Here is an 18095-nt window from a genome sequence, read left to right as displayed (position 1 = left end):
TCACTTCCCGCTAATTTCCTTAGATATGCTCTCCACCAGCTCGTTCTGTACTGCAATCCGCGCTTGGCGTACAGCATTTTTGATGGCATTGCCATCAGCCGATCCATGACTCTTCACCACAAGTCTACTCAGACCGAGAAGCGGCGCACCGCCATGCTCGGTATAATCCAGTTTCCGTTTCAGACCACGCAGCTCAGGCATGAGCACTGCGGCAGCCAGTTTACTTTTGAGCGACGATGAGAATTGTTCCTTAAGCAAGGCAAAAATGGCACCTGCTGTGCCTTCCAATGATTTCAGTAATATATTTCCGGCAAAGCCATCACATACTAACACATCACAAGCCCCTGTAAGTACATCACGAGCCTCCACGTTACCGACAAATCGGATTGGAAGTTGTTCCAGTAATGGATACGCATGCTTGGTCAACTCATTGCCCTTGCCTGGCTCCGTTCCCACATTGAGCAATCCTACTCTCGGGGACTCTATCCCCTGTACTTTCTGCCGGTACAAACTTCCCATCAGGCCATATTGTGCAAGGTGTTCCGGCTTGGCATCCATGTTTGCTCCAAGATCGAGCGCAAGCACTCCCACATCATCGATCGTTGGAATCATGGGCGCAAGCGCCGGACGTTCTATGCCTTCCATGCGTCCTACCACAAGTAATCCCGCTGTCATCAGCGCTCCCGTATTACCCGCAGAGATCATGGCGTCCGCTTCGCCTTCCTTCAGCATGCGACCTGCCACTACCATGGAGGCATCCTTCTTGCGACGGACAGCTTTGACCGGTTCGTCATCCGAACCAATCACTTCGGAAGCATGCCGAACCGTCAAGTTGGCAGGTTTAACACCTAACTGACTCAGAAGGGGTTCCAGCTTGGCTTCATCGCCGATCAGGACGATCTCTGTATCCGCCCATTCCTTAGCGGCAGCAATCGCACCTTCTACGGTTGACGCGGGTGCATTGTCACCCCCCATGGCATCAATGACGATTCTCATCCCAAATGTCCTCCTTCTACGCTGTCTTCTCCACCTGAATGGTAGATTACAAAGTTGCCTTGAAACACCATTTCTTCCCCAACATAAGTAAACACTTCAACTTTTGCCTTGCCCTTTTGACCCGGGATCGACCTTACATATGCCTTTGCAATACATTTCTCTGCCAAATGAACCGAGCGGACAAAACGAATGTCTGCGGAAGCGGTCAAAGCGATCTCATCGTTAATTACGGCTACAGCCAGGGAATTGGCCTGCGCAAAAACATAGTGCCCTCGAGCAATGCCCGTTCTCGAAAATACGTGTTCTTCCTTAATCTCAAACAAGGAAATCCCACTCTTGTCCAGCTGCAAGTCCACAATATCACCGATAATCTCATGTAGGGGCAAAGAGCGCACCTGATCATATGAACGCTCTGCCATCAATTTCATCCGCTCCCGAAGTTCGGGAATTCCAAGCTCCAGCCTGTCGAGACGAATCGTTTGAATACTTACCTTCAGTTGGCGTGTAAGTTCCTGATCCGTCACAAACGGGTTGTCTTCGATCATTTTGGTCAGCTGCTGCTGCCTCTGTCTCTTCGGTACACGTTCGATGCCTGACACCCCCCGCTGTATCGTTTAAGGAACCGTCCCATCGGGTCAGTTCAACCCTTTTTCCATGTTACTTCTATAGTTGCATCCCTGGTCACAGGGTCGTTCACCACGAATCATGGTTTATGTTTATGTAACGCCAAATCTTAGAACCTGGTACTAAACTATAGTATATCTCATCCCGTGTCAAAAAGAAAGGCTGGCTGTACAAAAACAATCTCACTCTGGGGAGCCTGACTTCAAAGCCCTACACTTTGTAGATAGCAAGCTGTTCATGTTAGGAAAACCCTCTGTCTATCTGAACGCGAATGGGAACAGAGGTATGTAACAGTAGCTTCTCTTACCATGTATAATCCAAAAAAAGTAGCACCTCATCGGAATGAAGTGCTACTTAATGTCTAGCTATTATTGAGAGATGATCTCTCTTGCTTTGTACGTTCCGCACACTTTGCATACGTGGTGACTCAGCTTCAGCTCGCCACATTGTTCACATTTCACCATACCCGGTACTGCCAATTTAAAGTGAGTGCGACGTTTGTCGCGACGCGTCTTGGATGTTCTCCGTTGAGGTACTGCCATTATTCCCACCTCCTTATCAAAATAAACCTTTGCAGGTAATTAGTATTTTGCATAATTCGATCTATACGCTCACGGGAACAAAATATGGACGAACTAAACCATTCCGATCCAATATTTTGCTGATTGAAAGTCGCTCTTTGATTTATGCAAAATACCTAGTTGTTACAATGTTCGATTTTCAATCATGCTCATTTAAAAAAATCCTTGAGCCCTGCAAGCCGCGGATCGATAACTCGGTTATCACAACCGCAGTCCCCTTCGTTCAGCTCATGGCCACACTTAGGGCATAACCCTTTGCATGTATCGCTACACAGCGGTATAAACGGAAGATTCAGCAGAAAAGCTTCCTCAGCATAACCCTTCAGATCAACGCTATCTCCATCCACATAGAAAGTATCGTCGTCTTCGTGCAATTCCTCTGGCTGTTTTCCCTGCTTGAATTGCTCATGAAAATCAATATGAAAATGTTCATTAATCGGCTTAAGACACCGGGAGCACAACATGTCCACTCCTGCTGTCAGCTTGCCATGAACATCCACAACGTCTCCCTCTCTGAACTCTGCAGATAAATCCGCAGTCAGCAGGGTAACGGCTGTGATATCTTGTCGGTTAGAAACCAGTTCCTTGATATCCCACTGTTCATTAAACTGCAGGGGACCATCACTGGTAGCCACTTTGCGAAATGGCATTAACATTTTCCATCACTCCAAACGAAACCAATCTCATAATTTTAGATCAAACGCATTACGACAGTTATACAGACCAAGTCTGACTCTTTGAAACACATCATATCCTGACTGTATGTATTCTGACGATTCATCGTTAAAAGTATTATGAAATTGACTTAACAAACAAAAATCATTATACCGACTTTTCAAGACGTTTGTCAACACTTTTAACTTTACACCCTTTTTAAAAATGATGATGCAGAACCGCACACAATCTCTGATACATTATAGGCTTAGTGTAAGAGAAACTACAAGTCATGCATTTTGCATGCAGTACCGGTCACAATTCGTTAACGATTCGTGTGATCTATATCACACGAGCCCTCAACTCCCCTATCTATACTTGCTATAAACCGACACGATAAGCTTCCACCACCGATTTATTCAAATACGTCTTTCACTATCGGGAGGGAATATCCATGTTAAGTCAACACACGATTAATGTAATCAAATCAACGGTACCCGTACTTGAAGTCCACGGCGAAGCCATCACACGCCATTTCTATGAAACGATGTTCAAACATCACCCGGAGCTCCTGAATATTTTTAATCACGCCAACCAGAAACAGGGACGACAACAAGCAGCCTTAGCCAACATGGTATACACCGCCGCCCAGCATATCGATAATCTGGCCTCCATCCTCCCTGCTGTACGGCAAGTTGCACATAAACATCGCAGCCTCGGCATTGTTCCAGAGCAATATGCGATTGTTGGCACTTACCTGCTTCAAGCGATCAAAGATGTACTTAGAGATGCCGCCACCGATGAGATTATAACGGCTTGGGGTGAAGCCTACAATGTGATTGCAGATGCCTTTATCGGCATCGAACAGGACATGTATACGGAAGCGGAAAACCAGATGGGTGGCTGGGAAGGATTCCGTTCCTTCAAGGTTGCCAAAAAAGTACAGGAGAGTGAATTCATCACTTCCTTTTATCTCTTTCCGGAGGACGGTCTGCCCATTACCAGTCATGAACCGGGACAGTACATCAGTATCCGACTGCACCCGGAAGGACATGCTTATACCCAGATTCGTCAGTATAGCCTTTCGGATGCCCCGGGTAAACCTTATTACCGTATTTCCGTTAAACGTGAATGTGCTGTGATGGAGCGTCCTGACGGGGTCATCTCCACGTATCTCCACGGACACATTGCTGAGGGTAGCCTTGTTGAGTGTTCTGTCCCCGCTGGCGACTTTACCCTGAACGCGGAGGACAAGCGCCCTGTTGTGCTCCTTAGTGGCGGTGTCGGGCTCACACCAATGATCAGCATGTTAAATTCCCTTGTTAACCTTGAGGACAAACGAAACATCACATTTTTACATGCAACGGCCAATGGCAGAACCCATGCATTCCGGGAACATGTGAACGCACTGGCAGAAAGCCACGAAACGCTTCAAGCTTACTATTGTTATACACAGCCTACCGCTTCTGACCGTGAGAACGCATATTTTGACAAGGAAGGTTATATGGATGCAGACTGGCTTCGCCAGATGATCGGAGAACAGGATGCCACCTATTATTTGTGCGGGCCGGTTTCGTTCATGCGAGCAGTTTATACGGCGCTCCAAGCCATTGGCGTTGCACCAGACGATATACATTATGAGTTTTTTGGACCCAAAGCGAGCCTCGTCCCTTCGACGGAGAGTGTGTAAGCGGCCTGTCTATTAATAAGGAACTTATATGGATTTGAATGAATGAGCACATCTCTTGAATCAGCTTCAAAATGGTTTGAATGATAATCTCTCATTACCTCAAAGGCGCGTTCTGACATCCTCAGATGTTAGATTCGCGTCTTTTTCGATTGTCTTCATGGCGACCTGATTTGATCAAATGCCAGCTCATCCCCTATGATGGAACTGAGTAACGTTATTTGAGAATGCTACAGAGAGCGTTCTACATTAAATATATAACTGAAAATATATACCTGCGCTTGAACCATTTGGATTATATATTAAACTGCTATACATACCGATCCCCATCGTGTTCGAAAGGAGTGCGTTCTTATATGAAAGCCGTTGGCGTCATCGTTGAGTATAATCCCTTACACAACGGGCATGTCTATCATTTGAGTGAAGCTCGGCGGCTCAGTGGAGCAGATGCTGTTGTTGCCGTGATGAGCGGCCCTTTTCTCCAGCGTGGCGAGCCCGCCATCGTGGGTAAAAGGGCTCGCACCGAGATGGCGCTTCATGCAGGCGCCGATCTGGTGCTTGAACTGCCGGTGGCTTATGCTGTGCAACCGGCCGAGTGGTTCGCCTTCGGTGCGGTATCGCTGCTGCACCGCACCGGCGTTGTGGACTCGCTCTGCTTCGGCAGCGAGTCCGGCGACCTGGACAGCCTACAGCGCATTGCGCGCGTGCTGGCTGTGGAGCCCGCAGGGCTGCGCGAGGATATCGCGCGCCGCCTGCGGGAAGGCGCCAGCTACCCCGCCGCGTACGCAGGCGCGGCGGCGGCACTGGCGCCCGGCGGCGTCGATGCTCGCGACGCCGCTGCACTGCTGGGGCAGCCCAACAATTCACTTGGGCTGCATTACTTGATCGCGCTGCAACGACTCGGCAGCGCGATCCAGCCTTTTACGGCGGCGCGTACCGGTGCCGCGTATCATGAGGCGACGCCCGGGCCGGGAGCGATCGCCAGTGCAACAGCCGTCCGCCGCCTGCTGATGGCGGACGGCCCCGAAGCCGCCGCGCCATACGTGCCGGCGGCAACCCTTGCCATTCTGCAGCGCGAATGGCAAGAAAGGCGCGCTCCCGTGCACTGGGAGCGCTTTGCACAGCCGCTGCTGCACATCGCGGCGACCCGCCGTGCCTCCGAGCTGGCGGAGATCGCCGAGGTCACGGAAGGGCTCGAACACCGGCTGAGCCGCACGCTCGCTCAGCTTCCAGAAGCTTCAGTCGAGGCATTGCTGGACGCACTTAAGACAAAACGTTACACACGTACGAAGCTACAGCGCATGCTCACCCATTTACTACTCCATCACACCAAGGCGGATGGTTCCCCAGAAAAGTTGGCTGAAGGGCCCGGATATCTTCGGGTGCTTGGGTTTAATTCGCAAGGACAGAGCCTGCTGAAACGGATGAAACAAACCGCTTCTCTACCTGTTTTGTTAAAACCATCAACCTTCACCCACAATCAGCTTGAACTGGATGTGCAGGCTCAGGCAGCATACACCCTTGGCTGTGAACACACCAATACACGTATGATGTACAGCGACTACTATGAACCGCCAGTAAGACTCTAGCGCTGCCTACCGTTTTAACGAAAATGAAACGGTATTAACATAAACAAACTCCAAGACCTTCATGTCATGTGGATGGAGTGGTTGATATCTATTTACTGGATTCAATCGCTGCGTACTGAATGCTTCTATTATGGGCTACTGGAGATATCAGACTCACTCGAAGATCCGTTATTCCATATTTACTAAACTCAAAATCCCCTTATTGCCGGCCTGGTTAGGCATGATTGCAATAAGGGGATTTCACATGAATTCTTGGTTCACTGAGACTATTCTATTCGAAGAATATGATCGTTTTATGATTTGACGGACAAGGTTTTCAAATAAGCCAGCGCATCATCAACCGTACTGACAGGGACCAGTTTCATTTGGGTACCGATCTGTTCAGCCTTCGCTTCTGCTTCCTTATAATTATCCTTCGGCACAAAGAAAATCTCCGCATCTTTCCGGTCTGCTGCGACAATCTTGTGCACAACGCCACCGATCGCACCAACCACACCCTCTTTGGTAATCGTGCCTGTACCCGCAATCCGATGACCTTTGGTCAGATCTCCTGGGGTCAACTGGTTATAAATCTCCAGCGTAAACATCAAGCCGGCAGATGGACCCCCTACCTGAGTATCCGTGAAGGATATTTGTTTAGCCGGATCTTCTGCTTTCACTTTTTGAACCGTTCCGATCATAACACCTAATACCGCTCGGGTCTCACCTGTTTTGCTGTCTTTCACTTCAATCAGTTGAACGTCCCGGCTTATGGTCTCCCCGCCACGTTCCAATTGCATTTCGACCGTATCTCCAGCTTTTTGATCCTTTAACTGCGCAGACAGCACAGTATTGTCTGGAGTGGCCGTTCCGTTCACACCTAAAATAATATCTCCCGGAGCAATATCTCCCTTGGGTTTCGGATCTTCCGAAAGCCCAAACACAAAAATATGCTCAGGCACAATCGAATACTTCACTCCGGCCTGCTCATAAGCAGCTTCCATAGCCGATGATTGGGAGTCACTCATGAACCAGACTTGTTCCGCAGAGTATTCCGCTTCACTTTTGCCACGTAGCCGGTCTTCTTTTTTATCAACTTGTGCGTTCCGGTTAAACAAAGAGGTTCCAAGTAAAAACACATTGGCATACGTTGCCGACACTGTCGTCATCATAAACACACCATGTTCTTCCATGTCTCCATCCTTCACGGTAACCATGGGTTTTACTTCGTCGGCGCTGCCAGGCATATAAATAATATATGGCGTTGGCATATACACCGCAACATAGACGACTAGAGCCACCACGATCACAAAGATCGAAGCTCTGAATCCGCCAGATTTCCGAATACGATTCATCGCGTGAGCCCCCGTTCTTTGTGGTTCTATCCATAATTATAAGTCTAACATCCTCATCTATCCGCATACAATGGTACAGGCCGGATAGGCCGCTGTTTACAACAGCTTATCCGGTCAAGGCCGAACCGTCTGCGGACGTCATTCGGCCGTCCATAACCATTCAGAGATCTATAATAGAGGTTGAGGTGAAACGATGACAATACAGAGCGAGGTTACCGGTTCCAGCCCGTTACGAACGGTACTTCTAAGCACTGGCGCTATATTGCTAGTAATTGCAGTAGTTGTGTCTCCCAAAGAAGCATTTGATGCCTCTATTCAAGGTTTGGATATTTGGTGGAAAATCATCTTTCCGGCGATGCTTCCGTTCCTCATGTTATCCCAAATGCTGACCGCATTTGGCTTCACCCACGCCCTCGGCGTCTTGCTGGGGCCATTGATGCAACGTTGGTTCCGTCTGCCTGGCAAAGCCGGACTAGCCATCGCTGTTGGCATGTGCGGCGGCTTTCCCGCAGGAGCGGATACCGCTTCTCGCTTAGTCCAGGATCGACAAATTACCGCCAAACAGGCAGGAGTTCTGGCAGCCGCGGCTCATTTCACCAATCCGATGATGATTATTTTGGTCATTGGTGCTGCTTTTCTCCATCAACCTGCTGCCGGATATTTCCTTCTGGGGGTTCACTGGGTTAGTGGCTGGATCGCCGCCATGATCGGGATACGCCTTCTACCCATGGCAGAAAAACGCGGCACACGTGTGATCTCCACTACAGCTCCTATAGAGCGCACGAGGAATACTTCTGGTCCGAAAGGCGACCTATCGGTTAACCATCATTCTTCGTTCAAACGACGCAGCCTATGGTCCCTTATGATGCTCTCAGCCCGGGAGGCCCAGGAGCGTGATGGACGCGGGTTCGGCAAACTGCTTGGTGACACGGTCTCCCAAGCTGTGCAAACGTTAATGATGACCGGAGGGTACATGATTGTGTTTGCCGTATTTGTTCGCCTGCTCACGCTTTATCTCACCCCCGGCGCTTCAGTGAGTCTGTGGCCCGCCATACTGGAGCTCCATCTGGGAACCTACCACCTGAGTCAGAGCCAACTGACACCTGTTATCCTGATGTCTTTGCTTGCAGCCGTTCTTGGCTGGGGCGGTCTTTGCTCTCATCTGCAAGTGTCCTCTGTACTGAAAGCAGCCAGACTTGCTACAACGTCCATGTTGTACTTTGCAGGAGTACGCTTGCTTCATGGGTTGGTCGCATTTTTCATCAGTCTGTTCTCATGGGTGCCATTTAGCCGCTACACCTCTGAGGTCTGGACCACTTTTCAAACGAATCCAGGCAAGGGTCTGACACTCCTCCTGCCTGGGCAGTCCCCATTCCATGGGAACCCTTCAAACACGATTGAAACCGCATGGAGCGCTTTTCCTGCAGCCTGCATTGGTCTGGCACTGCTGCTCGCCGTCATGATCAGCCTATCCGGGCTGACCTTCTGGTTCAACCGCCGGATTTCTCGCTGATTTTCTGCCGAAGCGCAGCTTCCACTTCAGGTGAAACCAGATCCGTAACATCTCCATGATAGTGGGCAATTTCCTTGACGATACTGGAACTCAAATAAGAATATTTCGGATTGGTCATCATAAAAATCGTTTCCGCATCCGGATTCAGCTTGCTGTTGGTGGAAGCCAACTGCAATTCATATTCGAAGTCAGTCACCGAACGGATACCGCGGACGATGACCTGAGCATCTTTTTGCCGGACGTAGTTGGCCGTCAGATCGCGGAAACTGTCCACCTCCACATTCGGTAGATGCCTCGTGACTTCCGTAATGAGGCTTTTGCGTTCTTCCACCGTAAACAATGGATTCTTGCTCATGTTATTCAGAACAGCCACAATGACACGGTCAAATTGCTTCGACGCCCTTGCGATAATATCCAGATGGCCCATAGTTACAGGGTCAAAACTCCCTGGATATACGGCGATGCGTTCCTGCCGTTGTATCATTTCAGTCATGAGGAGCCTCCTCTTCCGGTGTGCTGAGTTCTCCATCTTCCACAGCTTCAGGCGCATAATAATAGATGGATACTGCCGTCTCCCCATACAAAGCCTTCCGCGTTTGTTCAAACGGGCCGAATTGCTCAGGGTAATCATGTTTGGATTCATATTCAAGCACGATGGTTGCTTCGGGTTCAAGCAAGTCCAGTTCGTGCATCGTAAGCATTAACTCGTCCCCATTTTTCATACGGTAGGGCGGATCAAGAAATACCAGGTCAAATTGGGTGCTTCGCTTGGCGAGCGCCTTCAACGCACGACCGGCATCATTCCGATATACAGCCGCCTGATCTTCCAGCTTAGTCGCTTTCAGATTGGCACGGATCACTTCAATACTCTTCGATTCCAAATCAACAAAAACAGCCTTGTCCATGCCGCGACTCAGCGCCTCAATACCGAGACCACCACTGCCTGCGAACAGATCCAATGCTGTACCACCCTCAAAATAAGGACCAATCATACTAAACAGCGCTTCCTTCACCTTGTCGGTGGTTGGCCGCGTTCCTGTGCCAGGAACAGCCTTCAGCGGTCTGCCCTTTGCAATCCCAGATACCACTCTCACTGATGAGTCACCTTTTCTCTCTATGTAAGTTTATTGATACGGTTATCGTACCACAATCGGGATCGGTTTGAAAAATAGTCTGTATAGTTTCTCCCAAGAAAAATGTTGACTAATTGTTGACGCAGATGTATAAAAAGGAAGTTTTCCGGCCATCCTGTAATTATCGACATCACAAGTGTCGTAGACAACCGCGGAGAAGACTTACGTTTCCCCATAAGCTCTTCGTCCGGTTTCTCCTCTCCCATGAAAAGTAGGCCCTCGAAAGAGGGCCTGCTTTTGTTGTTTAAACATTGATTCAGAAAGGTTTTTGTTCATTTCTAACGATTGAATGTCATTATCATATCCGTTATTGGCTTCCTCATCAACTAGGAGAGGAGGCGGCAATCTTGGAATAAATTGCTTCTATTATTGAAATCAAAATCTTTTAACATTCCATTCATCACAATTTTGTGTGAGCTAGGCTGTAGCTCTTGTTTGTCATCGCTTCACTGGCTAAAGCCATAACAAAAAAAGAGCGGGCTATCTTTTCGATAGCCCGCTCTTGGCCCTGTACCTTATCTGAATGACATTGGGAATGACCCCGCACTTGTTGACATGCTTTAACCTTACAATACTATTTGGTAAGACGAGCATTTACCCAATCGGCATGGTCACTATTTATACCATCTCCACCATCTGTTACAATAAGTTTTAGCTCATTCTTTCCAGAAAGATTAACGTGTACCTCTTTTGGTTCTATATTATTATGCATTACACCACTAGAGAATACAACTTGATTGTCTACCTGAACTTGGAACTCCACAGAACCTACAGTACCTACCTCATTATCTACCCCAACTAGCGCGGCAAAGGATGTGTACTGCCCATCCAGTTTGTAGACAATTTCACTGTTAGCATGTGTGCCCAAACCTTTTGTATAGGTCTTGTTATTTAACGTAAGTGTTTTTCCTTCAACACTACGATCTTTTTGGATTGTTCCCCAACCTGTTGTGGCAGAAAACCAATCCATATCGCTAAGATACGTTGTAACAGGTTGTGGTGTTTCAAAGATTTTAATCTCACTTGCAGAGGCAAAACCATTTGTTCCACCGCCTTGAGGTACTTCAAGTCGAACATATTTAGCAAGCGTAGGTGTGAAAGTTACTGTCTTTTCTGTGTTGTCCTTTGCCCAGGTGCCTGTTGCAACCTCAGAGAAAGATACCCCATCAAGACTAGTTAGGATTCTATATTTTGTAATAATTCCATTTTCTTCGCTTTGGCGTGGTAAATATGTCAGCTTGTTGAAAGTTAGCGGAGTTGCATACTTTGCTGTAATATTGAAAGGAAATTGATTTTGCTTAGACCATTCACTGTGCCAGATACTACTTGTATTTCCATCAAATGCATTTATTGCGGCATTATTAGCACTTGAAGTCTCTTGGCTATTTGTTGTTACCCCAATGATACTTTTTACCTTATCCATTCCATCCGTCGGTTTAATGATGTTATATTCTGACCCAAACCAAATTGGTGCAGTTAGAAGAGGTAAACTCAATGAATTAATCTTGTTTCGTGTTTCATTTGTTGCAGACAAACCCCATTTATCAAAGAATGGCGTCAAGTCATAGTGAGCTACTTTTGAAGTGTTTAGAATAAATGCCTGTTTTTTCTGATCATCTGTAGTTGGCAAATCAGCTTTTGCCGTCTCACGATATAATCGGTGTAAATCTGGGTAGAAGTTATCCCCAAAAGCAAGATCAAGTTGCCACAACATTTCTAATTTTGAATTAGAGTCTGAAAAATTCTTGGTTGGCTGATCTACAAACGTGAAAGCAGTAAAGTACTCAAATGGTGACCTTGCAGGCTCAGTAGGTTTAAGAGCCTTCTTAGCAGCTAGAGAATATAGATTTACGGTCACCTCACCCATCTCATCCCAAGTCCAGGGTCCTTGTTGTCTCAAATGACCTGCTTCATGATACTGCCCCCAACCCATTCTTGTGAGGTCTAAAGAATCGGCGTTTGCTCCAGTACTTGTAGGCATAATCGCCCCATCCCAAGTTGCATATGCATATGCTCCGCCTGTGTAGTTTGGTTGCTCAATAATGCCAATCAAATGTTTATCTAAATGATGTCTAGGATCAGAATCAGAATTTGATAGTCCAGAAATTTTATCCTGTGCTCCAATAAACGTATCATAAGTCTGTAAAACAGGAACGGGGTCTTGATTCAAGATATGGTCTCTAGCAGAAGCATACGTGAAGACTAAGAGAGCTTTTTCTGATTGAAGAACAACAGAGGGTGCATCAGGATAAGCATTCACCATTTCCTGCCAATCCGCTTTTGTGTTCTTGCCTAATACAAAGAATGGAACTGGACTCCCCCCACTCACTACATTTACATGAATACTACCTTCATTGTTGCTGTTATCAAAAGACAACAAACCGCCATTTGGTGAGGAAATTGTGTTTATACCTGCTTGTAATGGATACCGAATCGCCCACTCTTGATCATGACGATGTGTCCCAATAACCGCTGTAATTGGTTTGTTACCTGAGACTTCAATCTTAATTTGTTCATTAGCTTTTGCATATAGACCTGTTGGCTGAAATATTTTTCGCGCATCTGCATACCCCGCCGCTCTGCGCTCTCGCTCACCTTCCGCCCATATATCTCCAAGAGCTTTTACTTCAAAATTTCGCTGAACAACAAGATTACTTTGCTGTGTGACGGCTGCCTCTGAAGTTTGGGCTAGTACCTCAGATGCCGAGACAGGTACTACAACTGCTGTTGCTGTTACCACCATAAGAGATAAAACCTGAAGTGACTTCTTAAGTTTTCTCATCAAATCCTCCTGAAATAAATTAAATTTATGCATAGCTGGCATTTAAATGCCGGCATATCCATCTTGGTAAGTACTCAATAGATTTCAGACTAATAAGATCTATTGCATTACAATTCCCACTATTTATTCATTCAACTTTCACAGCTTAAATCCCCAAACAAACCCTTGATATAGCTGGGCAAACCAGAGATCCATTCTTGTAGTTGACAAAAAAAACAGTCGTTTAGTTTTCTTATTAGTTTTGGCTTGAGATATCTCAAGAGATAGACTCATGAGTTGTTGAAGTGCCGTCTGGAAATCCACATCGAACGGAGCGAAGTTAAAACCGTCTGACCAGCCAGCGTGAGCACCGTTATTAAATAACACCATTAATCCTATTTCTCCAATTACATCTTTATTCTTCTTTTAATACCTTTAATTTTAATATAAAGTGCGATAGTTACCAGTAAATAAAAAAATGGCTCATGATTGATCCGTTTCATCGGAACAAATGCCATAGAAGTACCAAAAAAATCATCTTAATCAATATATGTATCTACCTTGCGAAGCGATTGATCCCTGAGGAACTAAATCTTCAATGAAAACAAACTCATAAGCTTGTGTTTTTCTCACCTAATTTTATACAATATTAACGCAGTTTCGCTTTAAACAAATGAGACATAAAGAAGGCCCTCGAAAAAGGGCCCTTTTGTTATCACTACACTTCATATTCGTTCATACTGGCTTCCAATTCAGTCTGTAACCATCCGATTTCCCTAAGCTATACTTCCATATCATGGGTAAAATCATCAACATTCAAATATTCGATCTTGTATTTCTTAATCTTCTCACACATAAAAGCATAGAAATAATGACTCAACTCATATCGTTGTTTGCTTTTACTTAACGTTTGATACTGACCTTCGCTGACCGTCAGATCAAAGTAAATCGTATTGTCCTTCTTTGCATACCTGACCGTGGACCTTCTCTCGTAATCTTCAGGAAGACATCTGAAAACAAAGAACATCTCAATATCACACGCTTGATATTTGCTTTCTGCTTTATCAAAAACAGGCTGCAATTCGTCCGATAGATTGGCAACCTGTGTTAACCCTGAAGTGTCGGTTGATTTGCCCAGTATCATAATGAAGCTCCTCCTTGTTCATCTTCCTCTCTCTAATGTCTTTATAGAAGCAACCCTGAATCATTCAACCTTCTTTTTTTTATTTCTACGAGACATCTGAAGGCTCAAAATCGGCAACAGAATACCTAGTAATGGCAAAGTCGTGCTCCAGCTTTTATAAATAATCGATTGAATACCGACTAACAGAATTGCCAGCAAGAGGATGATCTGTATGACCTGCGTTCTATCCAATGTCCGTTTGAAGACCTTCTTGGAGATCAGCGGAATCAGAAAGAAGCCAACCAAACCGTAAAAAGTAACCATGCCCACAACAGCGAGTATAACGATCCACATTTGACTATCCATTAAATCATCCCCACTTAATTTAACCATTTTCATTATTTTACCAGATAAGCTGAAAAAATATTAGTACCCCCCCCTTGTGTGGCACCAAACATTCATTTGCTTTGATCCCTCTTCCCTCACTTTATAATGATCACTTTTCTTCAACAACAATCGTTGCATTATAGATGACAATGCGTTTCCCATCGAGATCGAATAATACTTTATTCCCGTACTCGGTATCCTGCACGTCAATTTTGCCTTCATAGGTCTGAATCATTTCACCCGTTTCACTGTACACTTTAACCACTCGTTCCAGACCGCCAGAATTATTGGATTTCATCGTTTTGAGTGCACGTTCACCTGAAGCGGTATTGAAATACCATATGAAACATCCAACAATAATGCCCAGAAAGACCAACACCGTCACCCATATACCCGTCTTTGCTTTTTTGCTCAAAATAATTCCCCTCTTTCATCTCATGTCCCGTACATTACGAACTTGGAACGAGAACGGTTTCATAGTGCACACCCCAAACTCTTCATTGGCACAACAAAACAGAGGCCTCCAACAATCGAAGACCTCTGTTTCCTATTCTAAAATATCCCTCTACTACAGTGCACGAATGACAAATTCAAATTGCAGCTCGCTATCCGCAGCGATGCGGTATTCCGGATGAACCGGAGCACCCCAGCTGTCGTCTCCACCTACGCCCATTTGTTTGCCAGCCACCGTCACGACGGTATAATGCACCGGAGGAAGCTCATACACATGCTGAGCATTCTCCAGCTCAAATGCTGTATATGGTGAGACATTCAGCTCGACCGGAGCTGCGGAGGCTTCAATTCGGAAACCACGTCCCGCGTTGTCAGTCAGTTTGGCCCAACGTACACCTGTACGGTTCCCCGACTCCTGCGGTACAAGATATGGGGCAACCGTATCCGCTACCTTACGATCATGGTTGACCAGACGTGCGCCAAATGCACGATCCGCATAGTTTTCTTCTGGTCCCATCGCCAGCCATTCCACATTTTCAAAGTCTGGTGACGTCTTGAAGGAAAGGGCATAAATCGGGAGATCCGGCAATCCGGCTACCCCTCTATACATGTTATGCACATGCAGACTTCCGTCAGCACGTACCGTATAAGCCACTTTCACTTGTACATCTGCGGAAATATTAAGCTGGTACGTGAACTCGATGCGGTATTGATCCGAATACTGTTCCGCTTTCCAATCCACAAATCTTGGCATTAGACTTGCCGCATACCAAGCGCCAAGCTCAAAGCCCATGGCCGTTCCTTTATCATTATCGGTTGTAGCGCGCCAGAACAGTGGTGCAGGAGGCTGAGCAATCGTTTCACGACCTGACAGCTTCAGGGATACCAGTGTTCCGAATGCCTTGGAGAACAGGACGTGGGTTTGACCTACTTTTACACCAATATTAACGTCCCCTTCAACCATCTGAATATCGTTAACCAGATTCAGATCCGTCACAACCGTTTCGCCAGATTGACCAGTCACATGATCTTGTGTGAAGATAAACTGTCCAAATGCTACTTCTTCCCCTTTTTCCGCCCAGAGCGTAGATGCTTTCAACACAAGCGCGGTATTCACTGCGTACTCGCCACCCGTCAGCTCTTTTGCATTCAGTGGAAGTTTCACAAGCGTTTCGCTTTGTGGAGCTACATTCACATCAAGCGTTCCGCGCAGCACTTCGTGACCATCACGCTCCAGACTATATGCCAACACAAGTGCCGACGTATCTGCAAACAGGTTGCCATTTATGATTTTGACGCCTTCCCGATCCGGGAACAGTTTGATATTTTGGTACAGGAATTTGACTTCCTGCATCTTTGCTGTCACTTTGCGGTCCGCATGAACAATCCCATTCCCACAGAATGAATAGTCTGACGGACGATCGCCGAAATCTCCACCATAGGCGAGGAATTCCTTACCATAACGGTCTTTTTTGTAAACAGATTGATCGATATAATCCCAGATAAATCCACCCTGATACATCAGATACTTGTCTTCCAGTTCCGTATATTTGTGCATACCGCCGATAGAGTTACCCATGGCATGCATGTACTCACAGCTAATATAAGGCTTATCCGGGTTAGCGTTCAGGAACTCCTCAATGTCAGCCGGCTTGGCATACATGCGGGACTCCATATCACTTGTATCATTGAAACGACGATCATGGAACACACCTTCATAATGAACAAGACGTGTAGGATCAGCCGATTTGAAATATTGTGAAACTTTATAGATGACTTCACCGCCATGAGATTCGTTACCACAAGACCAGATCAGAATGGACGGATGGTTTTTATCCCGCTCCACCATCGATACGGCACGATCCATCACGATATCATGCCACTCCGGTTTGTCGCCAGGAATAACCCATGAAGGCTCCACTGCACCAAGCTTCTGCCACGACCCGTGGGTCTCCAGGTTCATTTCATCAATGACATACAAGCCATATTCGTCACACAACTCATACCACAGGCTTTGGTTTGGATAGTGTGATGTACGGACAGCGTTCATATTGTTCTGTTTGATCGTACGTACATCCCATAACATGTCTTCCTTTGTCACTGCCCGTCCGCGGCGTGCAGTGAATTCATGGCGGTTCACACCTTTGAACACGATACGTTTACCGTTGATGTGCATCACCTTATCAATCATTTCAAACGTACGGAAACCAACCGACTGTGGTACTACCTCTACCAACTCACCTGCTGCATCATATACACGAATATACAAACGATACAGATACGGAATCTCCGCACTCCACAGATTTACGTTACCGACTTCTTCACGAAGCTGCACAAAACCGTTGGTAACCTCAGTCCCGCCAAATACTTTAACCGTACTGCCTTCAGCATCACGCAATTCAGCTTCAACTTTGGCTCCCTGAGCAGCCTTGCCTTCCAGTTTCAGCTCCAGGTTCAATGTACCGTTTGTGTAGGACTTGTCCAGATCGGTCACAACTCGAACATCCCGAATGTGGGCAGTAGGAACCGTGTACAGATACACGTCTCTGAAAATCCCCGAGAAACGCCAGAAATCCTGATCCTCCAACCAGCTTCCGGTGCTGCGTTGATACACTTCAACGGCCAGTTTATTTTCTCCGTCCTGAAGGAACGGTGTTAGATCAAAATCTGATGGGGTGAAGCTATCTTCACCATATCCAACAAACTGTCCATTCAACCACACATAGAATGCGGATTCTACACCTTGAAAAGATATATATACCGGACTGTTCTGCCAGCCTATCGGCAGATGGAACGTACGAATGTAACTGCCAACCGGATTTTTGTCTTGTGGCAATGCTGGTGGGCGCAGCTCGTTTAATCCGTCCCAAGGATATTGGGTATTTACATATTGCATCTGACCGTATCCCTGCAACTGAATATGCCCCGGAACTTCTATATCATCCCAGCCTTCACTGGAGAAATCCTGTTGGTAAAAGGATTCTGCGCGGCAGTCCGGACGAATGGCATAATTAAACTTCCATGTGCCATTCAAATCGTAGCGCATGGCCATCGTTTCGGATTTCTGTGCTTCTTCCATCGTACGGTAATAGCGATGATCCGAGTAGGCTTTGAGTCGGTTCACCTCGTATACACTCACATCACCCAGCCAGTTGATATCTGCTTGTGTTGCTTTCATTCGGCTCTCTCTCCCTCTTCATCTTCATTGTATATTTCTACTTCAAAGACTTCTTATTTCCATTTTGTGCAAACATACAGAA

General features: G+C 46.5%; 15 protein-coding genes and 1 pseudogene. 3 read left to right on the top strand and 13 right to left on the bottom strand.

The window, feature by feature from the left end:
* The 4 genes from plsX to ACR32F_RS11300 all read right to left on the bottom strand — a co-directional run bounded on the left by plsX (nt 1) and on the right by ACR32F_RS11300 (nt 2857).
* Entirely contained in the window at nt 1-996 is a 996-nt protein-coding gene (gene plsX / locus ACR32F_RS11315; protein ID WP_440118791.1) for a phosphate acyltransferase PlsX, read from the bottom strand.
* Nucleotides 993-1541, bottom strand: coding sequence for a transcription factor FapR (gene fapR / locus ACR32F_RS11310; protein ID WP_063564670.1), 549 nt, complete (start codon nt 1539-1541; stop codon nt 993-995). Before fapR ends, plsX begins: the two co-directional genes overlap by 4 nt.
* 447 nt (nt 1542-1988) lie before the next feature.
* Complete coding sequence (gene rpmF, locus ACR32F_RS11305) at nt 1989-2162, bottom strand: 50S ribosomal protein L32 (RefSeq protein ID WP_017689233.1); 174 nt, start codon at nt 2160-2162, stop codon at nt 1989-1991.
* Between the two features lie 188 nt (nt 2163-2350).
* Nucleotides 2351-2857: a YceD family protein gene (locus ACR32F_RS11300; RefSeq protein WP_440118790.1), complete on the bottom strand. Its 507-nt coding sequence runs from the start codon at nt 2855-2857 to the stop codon at nt 2351-2353.
* A gap of 446 nt (nt 2858-3303) precedes the next feature.
* Between ACR32F_RS11300 and hmpA the strand changes: the two genes are divergently transcribed.
* Both hmpA and ACR32F_RS11290 read left to right on the top strand, forming a co-directional pair.
* Nucleotides 3304-4545 (top strand): NO-inducible flavohemoprotein, encoded by a 1242-nt coding sequence (gene hmpA, locus ACR32F_RS11295; protein WP_440119790.1) that lies wholly within the window; start codon nt 3304-3306, stop codon nt 4543-4545.
* Nucleotides 4546-4898: 353 nt separating this feature from the next.
* Nucleotides 4899-6131, top strand: coding sequence for a nucleotidyltransferase (locus tag ACR32F_RS11290; protein ID WP_440118789.1), 1233 nt, complete (start codon nt 4899-4901; stop codon nt 6129-6131).
* 293 nt (nt 6132-6424) lie between these two features.
* On the opposite strand, the gene ACR32F_RS11285 is transcribed toward ACR32F_RS11290, so the two are convergent.
* Nucleotides 6425-7465, bottom strand: a complete 1041-nt coding sequence (locus ACR32F_RS11285; protein ID WP_440118788.1) for a SepM family pheromone-processing serine protease — start codon at nt 7463-7465, stop codon at nt 6425-6427.
* 193 nt (nt 7466-7658) lie between these two features.
* Between ACR32F_RS11285 and ACR32F_RS11280 the strand changes: the two genes are divergently transcribed.
* Nucleotides 7659-8978 carry a nucleoside recognition domain-containing protein gene (locus ACR32F_RS11280; RefSeq protein WP_440118787.1) on the top strand — a complete coding sequence of 440 codons (1320 nt, stop codon included), beginning with the start codon at nt 7659-7661 and terminating at the stop codon, nt 8976-8978.
* Here ACR32F_RS11280 and coaD read toward each other — a convergent pair.
* The 8 genes and pseudogenes from coaD to ACR32F_RS11240 form a co-directional block, all read right to left on the bottom strand.
* A complete protein-coding gene (coaD, locus tag ACR32F_RS11275; protein WP_440119788.1) occupies nt 8956-9462 on the bottom strand; it encodes a pantetheine-phosphate adenylyltransferase in 507 nt (168 codons plus the stop codon). The genes ACR32F_RS11280 and coaD overlap by 23 nt on opposite strands.
* A gap of 1 nt (nt 9463) precedes the next feature.
* Nucleotides 9464-10072, bottom strand: coding sequence for a 16S rRNA (guanine(966)-N(2))-methyltransferase RsmD (gene rsmD / locus ACR32F_RS11270; protein WP_440118786.1), 609 nt, complete (start codon nt 10070-10072; stop codon nt 9464-9466).
* A 613-nt stretch (nt 10073-10685) separates the two neighbouring features.
* Nucleotides 10686-12893, bottom strand: a complete 2208-nt coding sequence (locus ACR32F_RS11265) for an NPCBM/NEW2 domain-containing protein (protein WP_440118785.1) — start codon at nt 12891-12893, stop codon at nt 10686-10688.
* Nucleotides 12894-13024: 131 nt separating this feature from the next.
* Nucleotides 13025-13199: pseudogene (locus ACR32F_RS11260) on the bottom strand (IS4 family transposase); the annotation flags it as partial.
* Between the two features lie 454 nt (nt 13200-13653).
* Entirely contained in the window at nt 13654-14016 is a 363-nt protein-coding gene (locus tag ACR32F_RS11255) for a hypothetical protein (RefSeq protein ID WP_440118784.1), read from the bottom strand.
* Between the two features lie 60 nt (nt 14017-14076).
* Complete coding sequence (locus ACR32F_RS11250) at nt 14077-14361, bottom strand: hypothetical protein (RefSeq protein ID WP_440118783.1); 285 nt, start codon at nt 14359-14361, stop codon at nt 14077-14079.
* Between the two features lie 130 nt (nt 14362-14491).
* Complete coding sequence (locus ACR32F_RS11245; RefSeq protein WP_440118782.1) at nt 14492-14797, bottom strand: hypothetical protein; 306 nt, start codon at nt 14795-14797, stop codon at nt 14492-14494.
* A 153-nt stretch (nt 14798-14950) separates the two neighbouring features.
* Nucleotides 14951-18013: a glycoside hydrolase family 2 TIM barrel-domain containing protein gene (locus ACR32F_RS11240; RefSeq protein ID WP_440118781.1), complete on the bottom strand. Its 3063-nt coding sequence runs from the start codon at nt 18011-18013 to the stop codon at nt 14951-14953.
* Nucleotides 18014-18095: the final 82 nt, after the last annotated feature.

Source organism: Paenibacillus hebaui (genome assembly GCF_051934385.1).
Taxonomy (GTDB): Bacteria; Bacillota; Bacilli; order Paenibacillales; family Paenibacillaceae; genus Paenibacillus.
The sequence above is the reverse complement of the archived record's forward strand: the minus strand, read 5'-3'. Positions and strand labels throughout refer to the sequence as shown.

Coding starts and splice junctions, on each gene's coding strand:
- plsX (WP_440118791.1), bottom strand. CDS start 996: ATGAGAATCGTCATTGATGCCATGGGGGGTGACAATGCACCCGCGTCA.
- fapR (WP_063564670.1), bottom strand. CDS start 1,541: ATGATCGAAGACAACCCGTTTGTGACGGATCAGGAACTTACACGCCAA.
- rpmF (WP_017689233.1), bottom strand. CDS start 2,162: ATGGCAGTACCTCAACGGAGAACATCCAAGACGCGTCGCGACAAACGT.
- ACR32F_RS11300 (WP_440118790.1), bottom strand. CDS start 2,857: ATGTTAATGCCATTTCGCAAAGTGGCTACCAGTGATGGTCCCCTGCAG.
- ACR32F_RS11290 (WP_440118789.1), top strand. CDS start 4,899: ATGAAAGCCGTTGGCGTCATCGTTGAGTATAATCCCTTACACAACGGG.
- ACR32F_RS11285 (WP_440118788.1), bottom strand. CDS start 7,465: ATGAATCGTATTCGGAAATCTGGCGGATTCAGAGCTTCGATCTTTGTG.
- ACR32F_RS11280 (WP_440118787.1), top strand. CDS start 7,659: ATGACAATACAGAGCGAGGTTACCGGTTCCAGCCCGTTACGAACGGTA.
- coaD (WP_440119788.1), bottom strand. CDS start 9,462: ATGATACAACGGCAGGAACGCATCGCCGTATATCCAGGGAGTTTTGAC.
- ACR32F_RS11265 (WP_440118785.1), bottom strand. CDS start 12,893: ATGAGAAAACTTAAGAAGTCACTTCAGGTTTTATCTCTTATGGTGGTA.
- ACR32F_RS11255 (WP_440118784.1), bottom strand. CDS start 14,016: ATGATACTGGGCAAATCAACCGACACTTCAGGGTTAACACAGGTTGCC.
- ACR32F_RS11250 (WP_440118783.1), bottom strand. CDS start 14,361: ATGGATAGTCAAATGTGGATCGTTATACTCGCTGTTGTGGGCATGGTT.
- ACR32F_RS11240 (WP_440118781.1), bottom strand. CDS start 18,013: ATGAAAGCAACACAAGCAGATATCAACTGGCTGGGTGATGTGAGTGTA.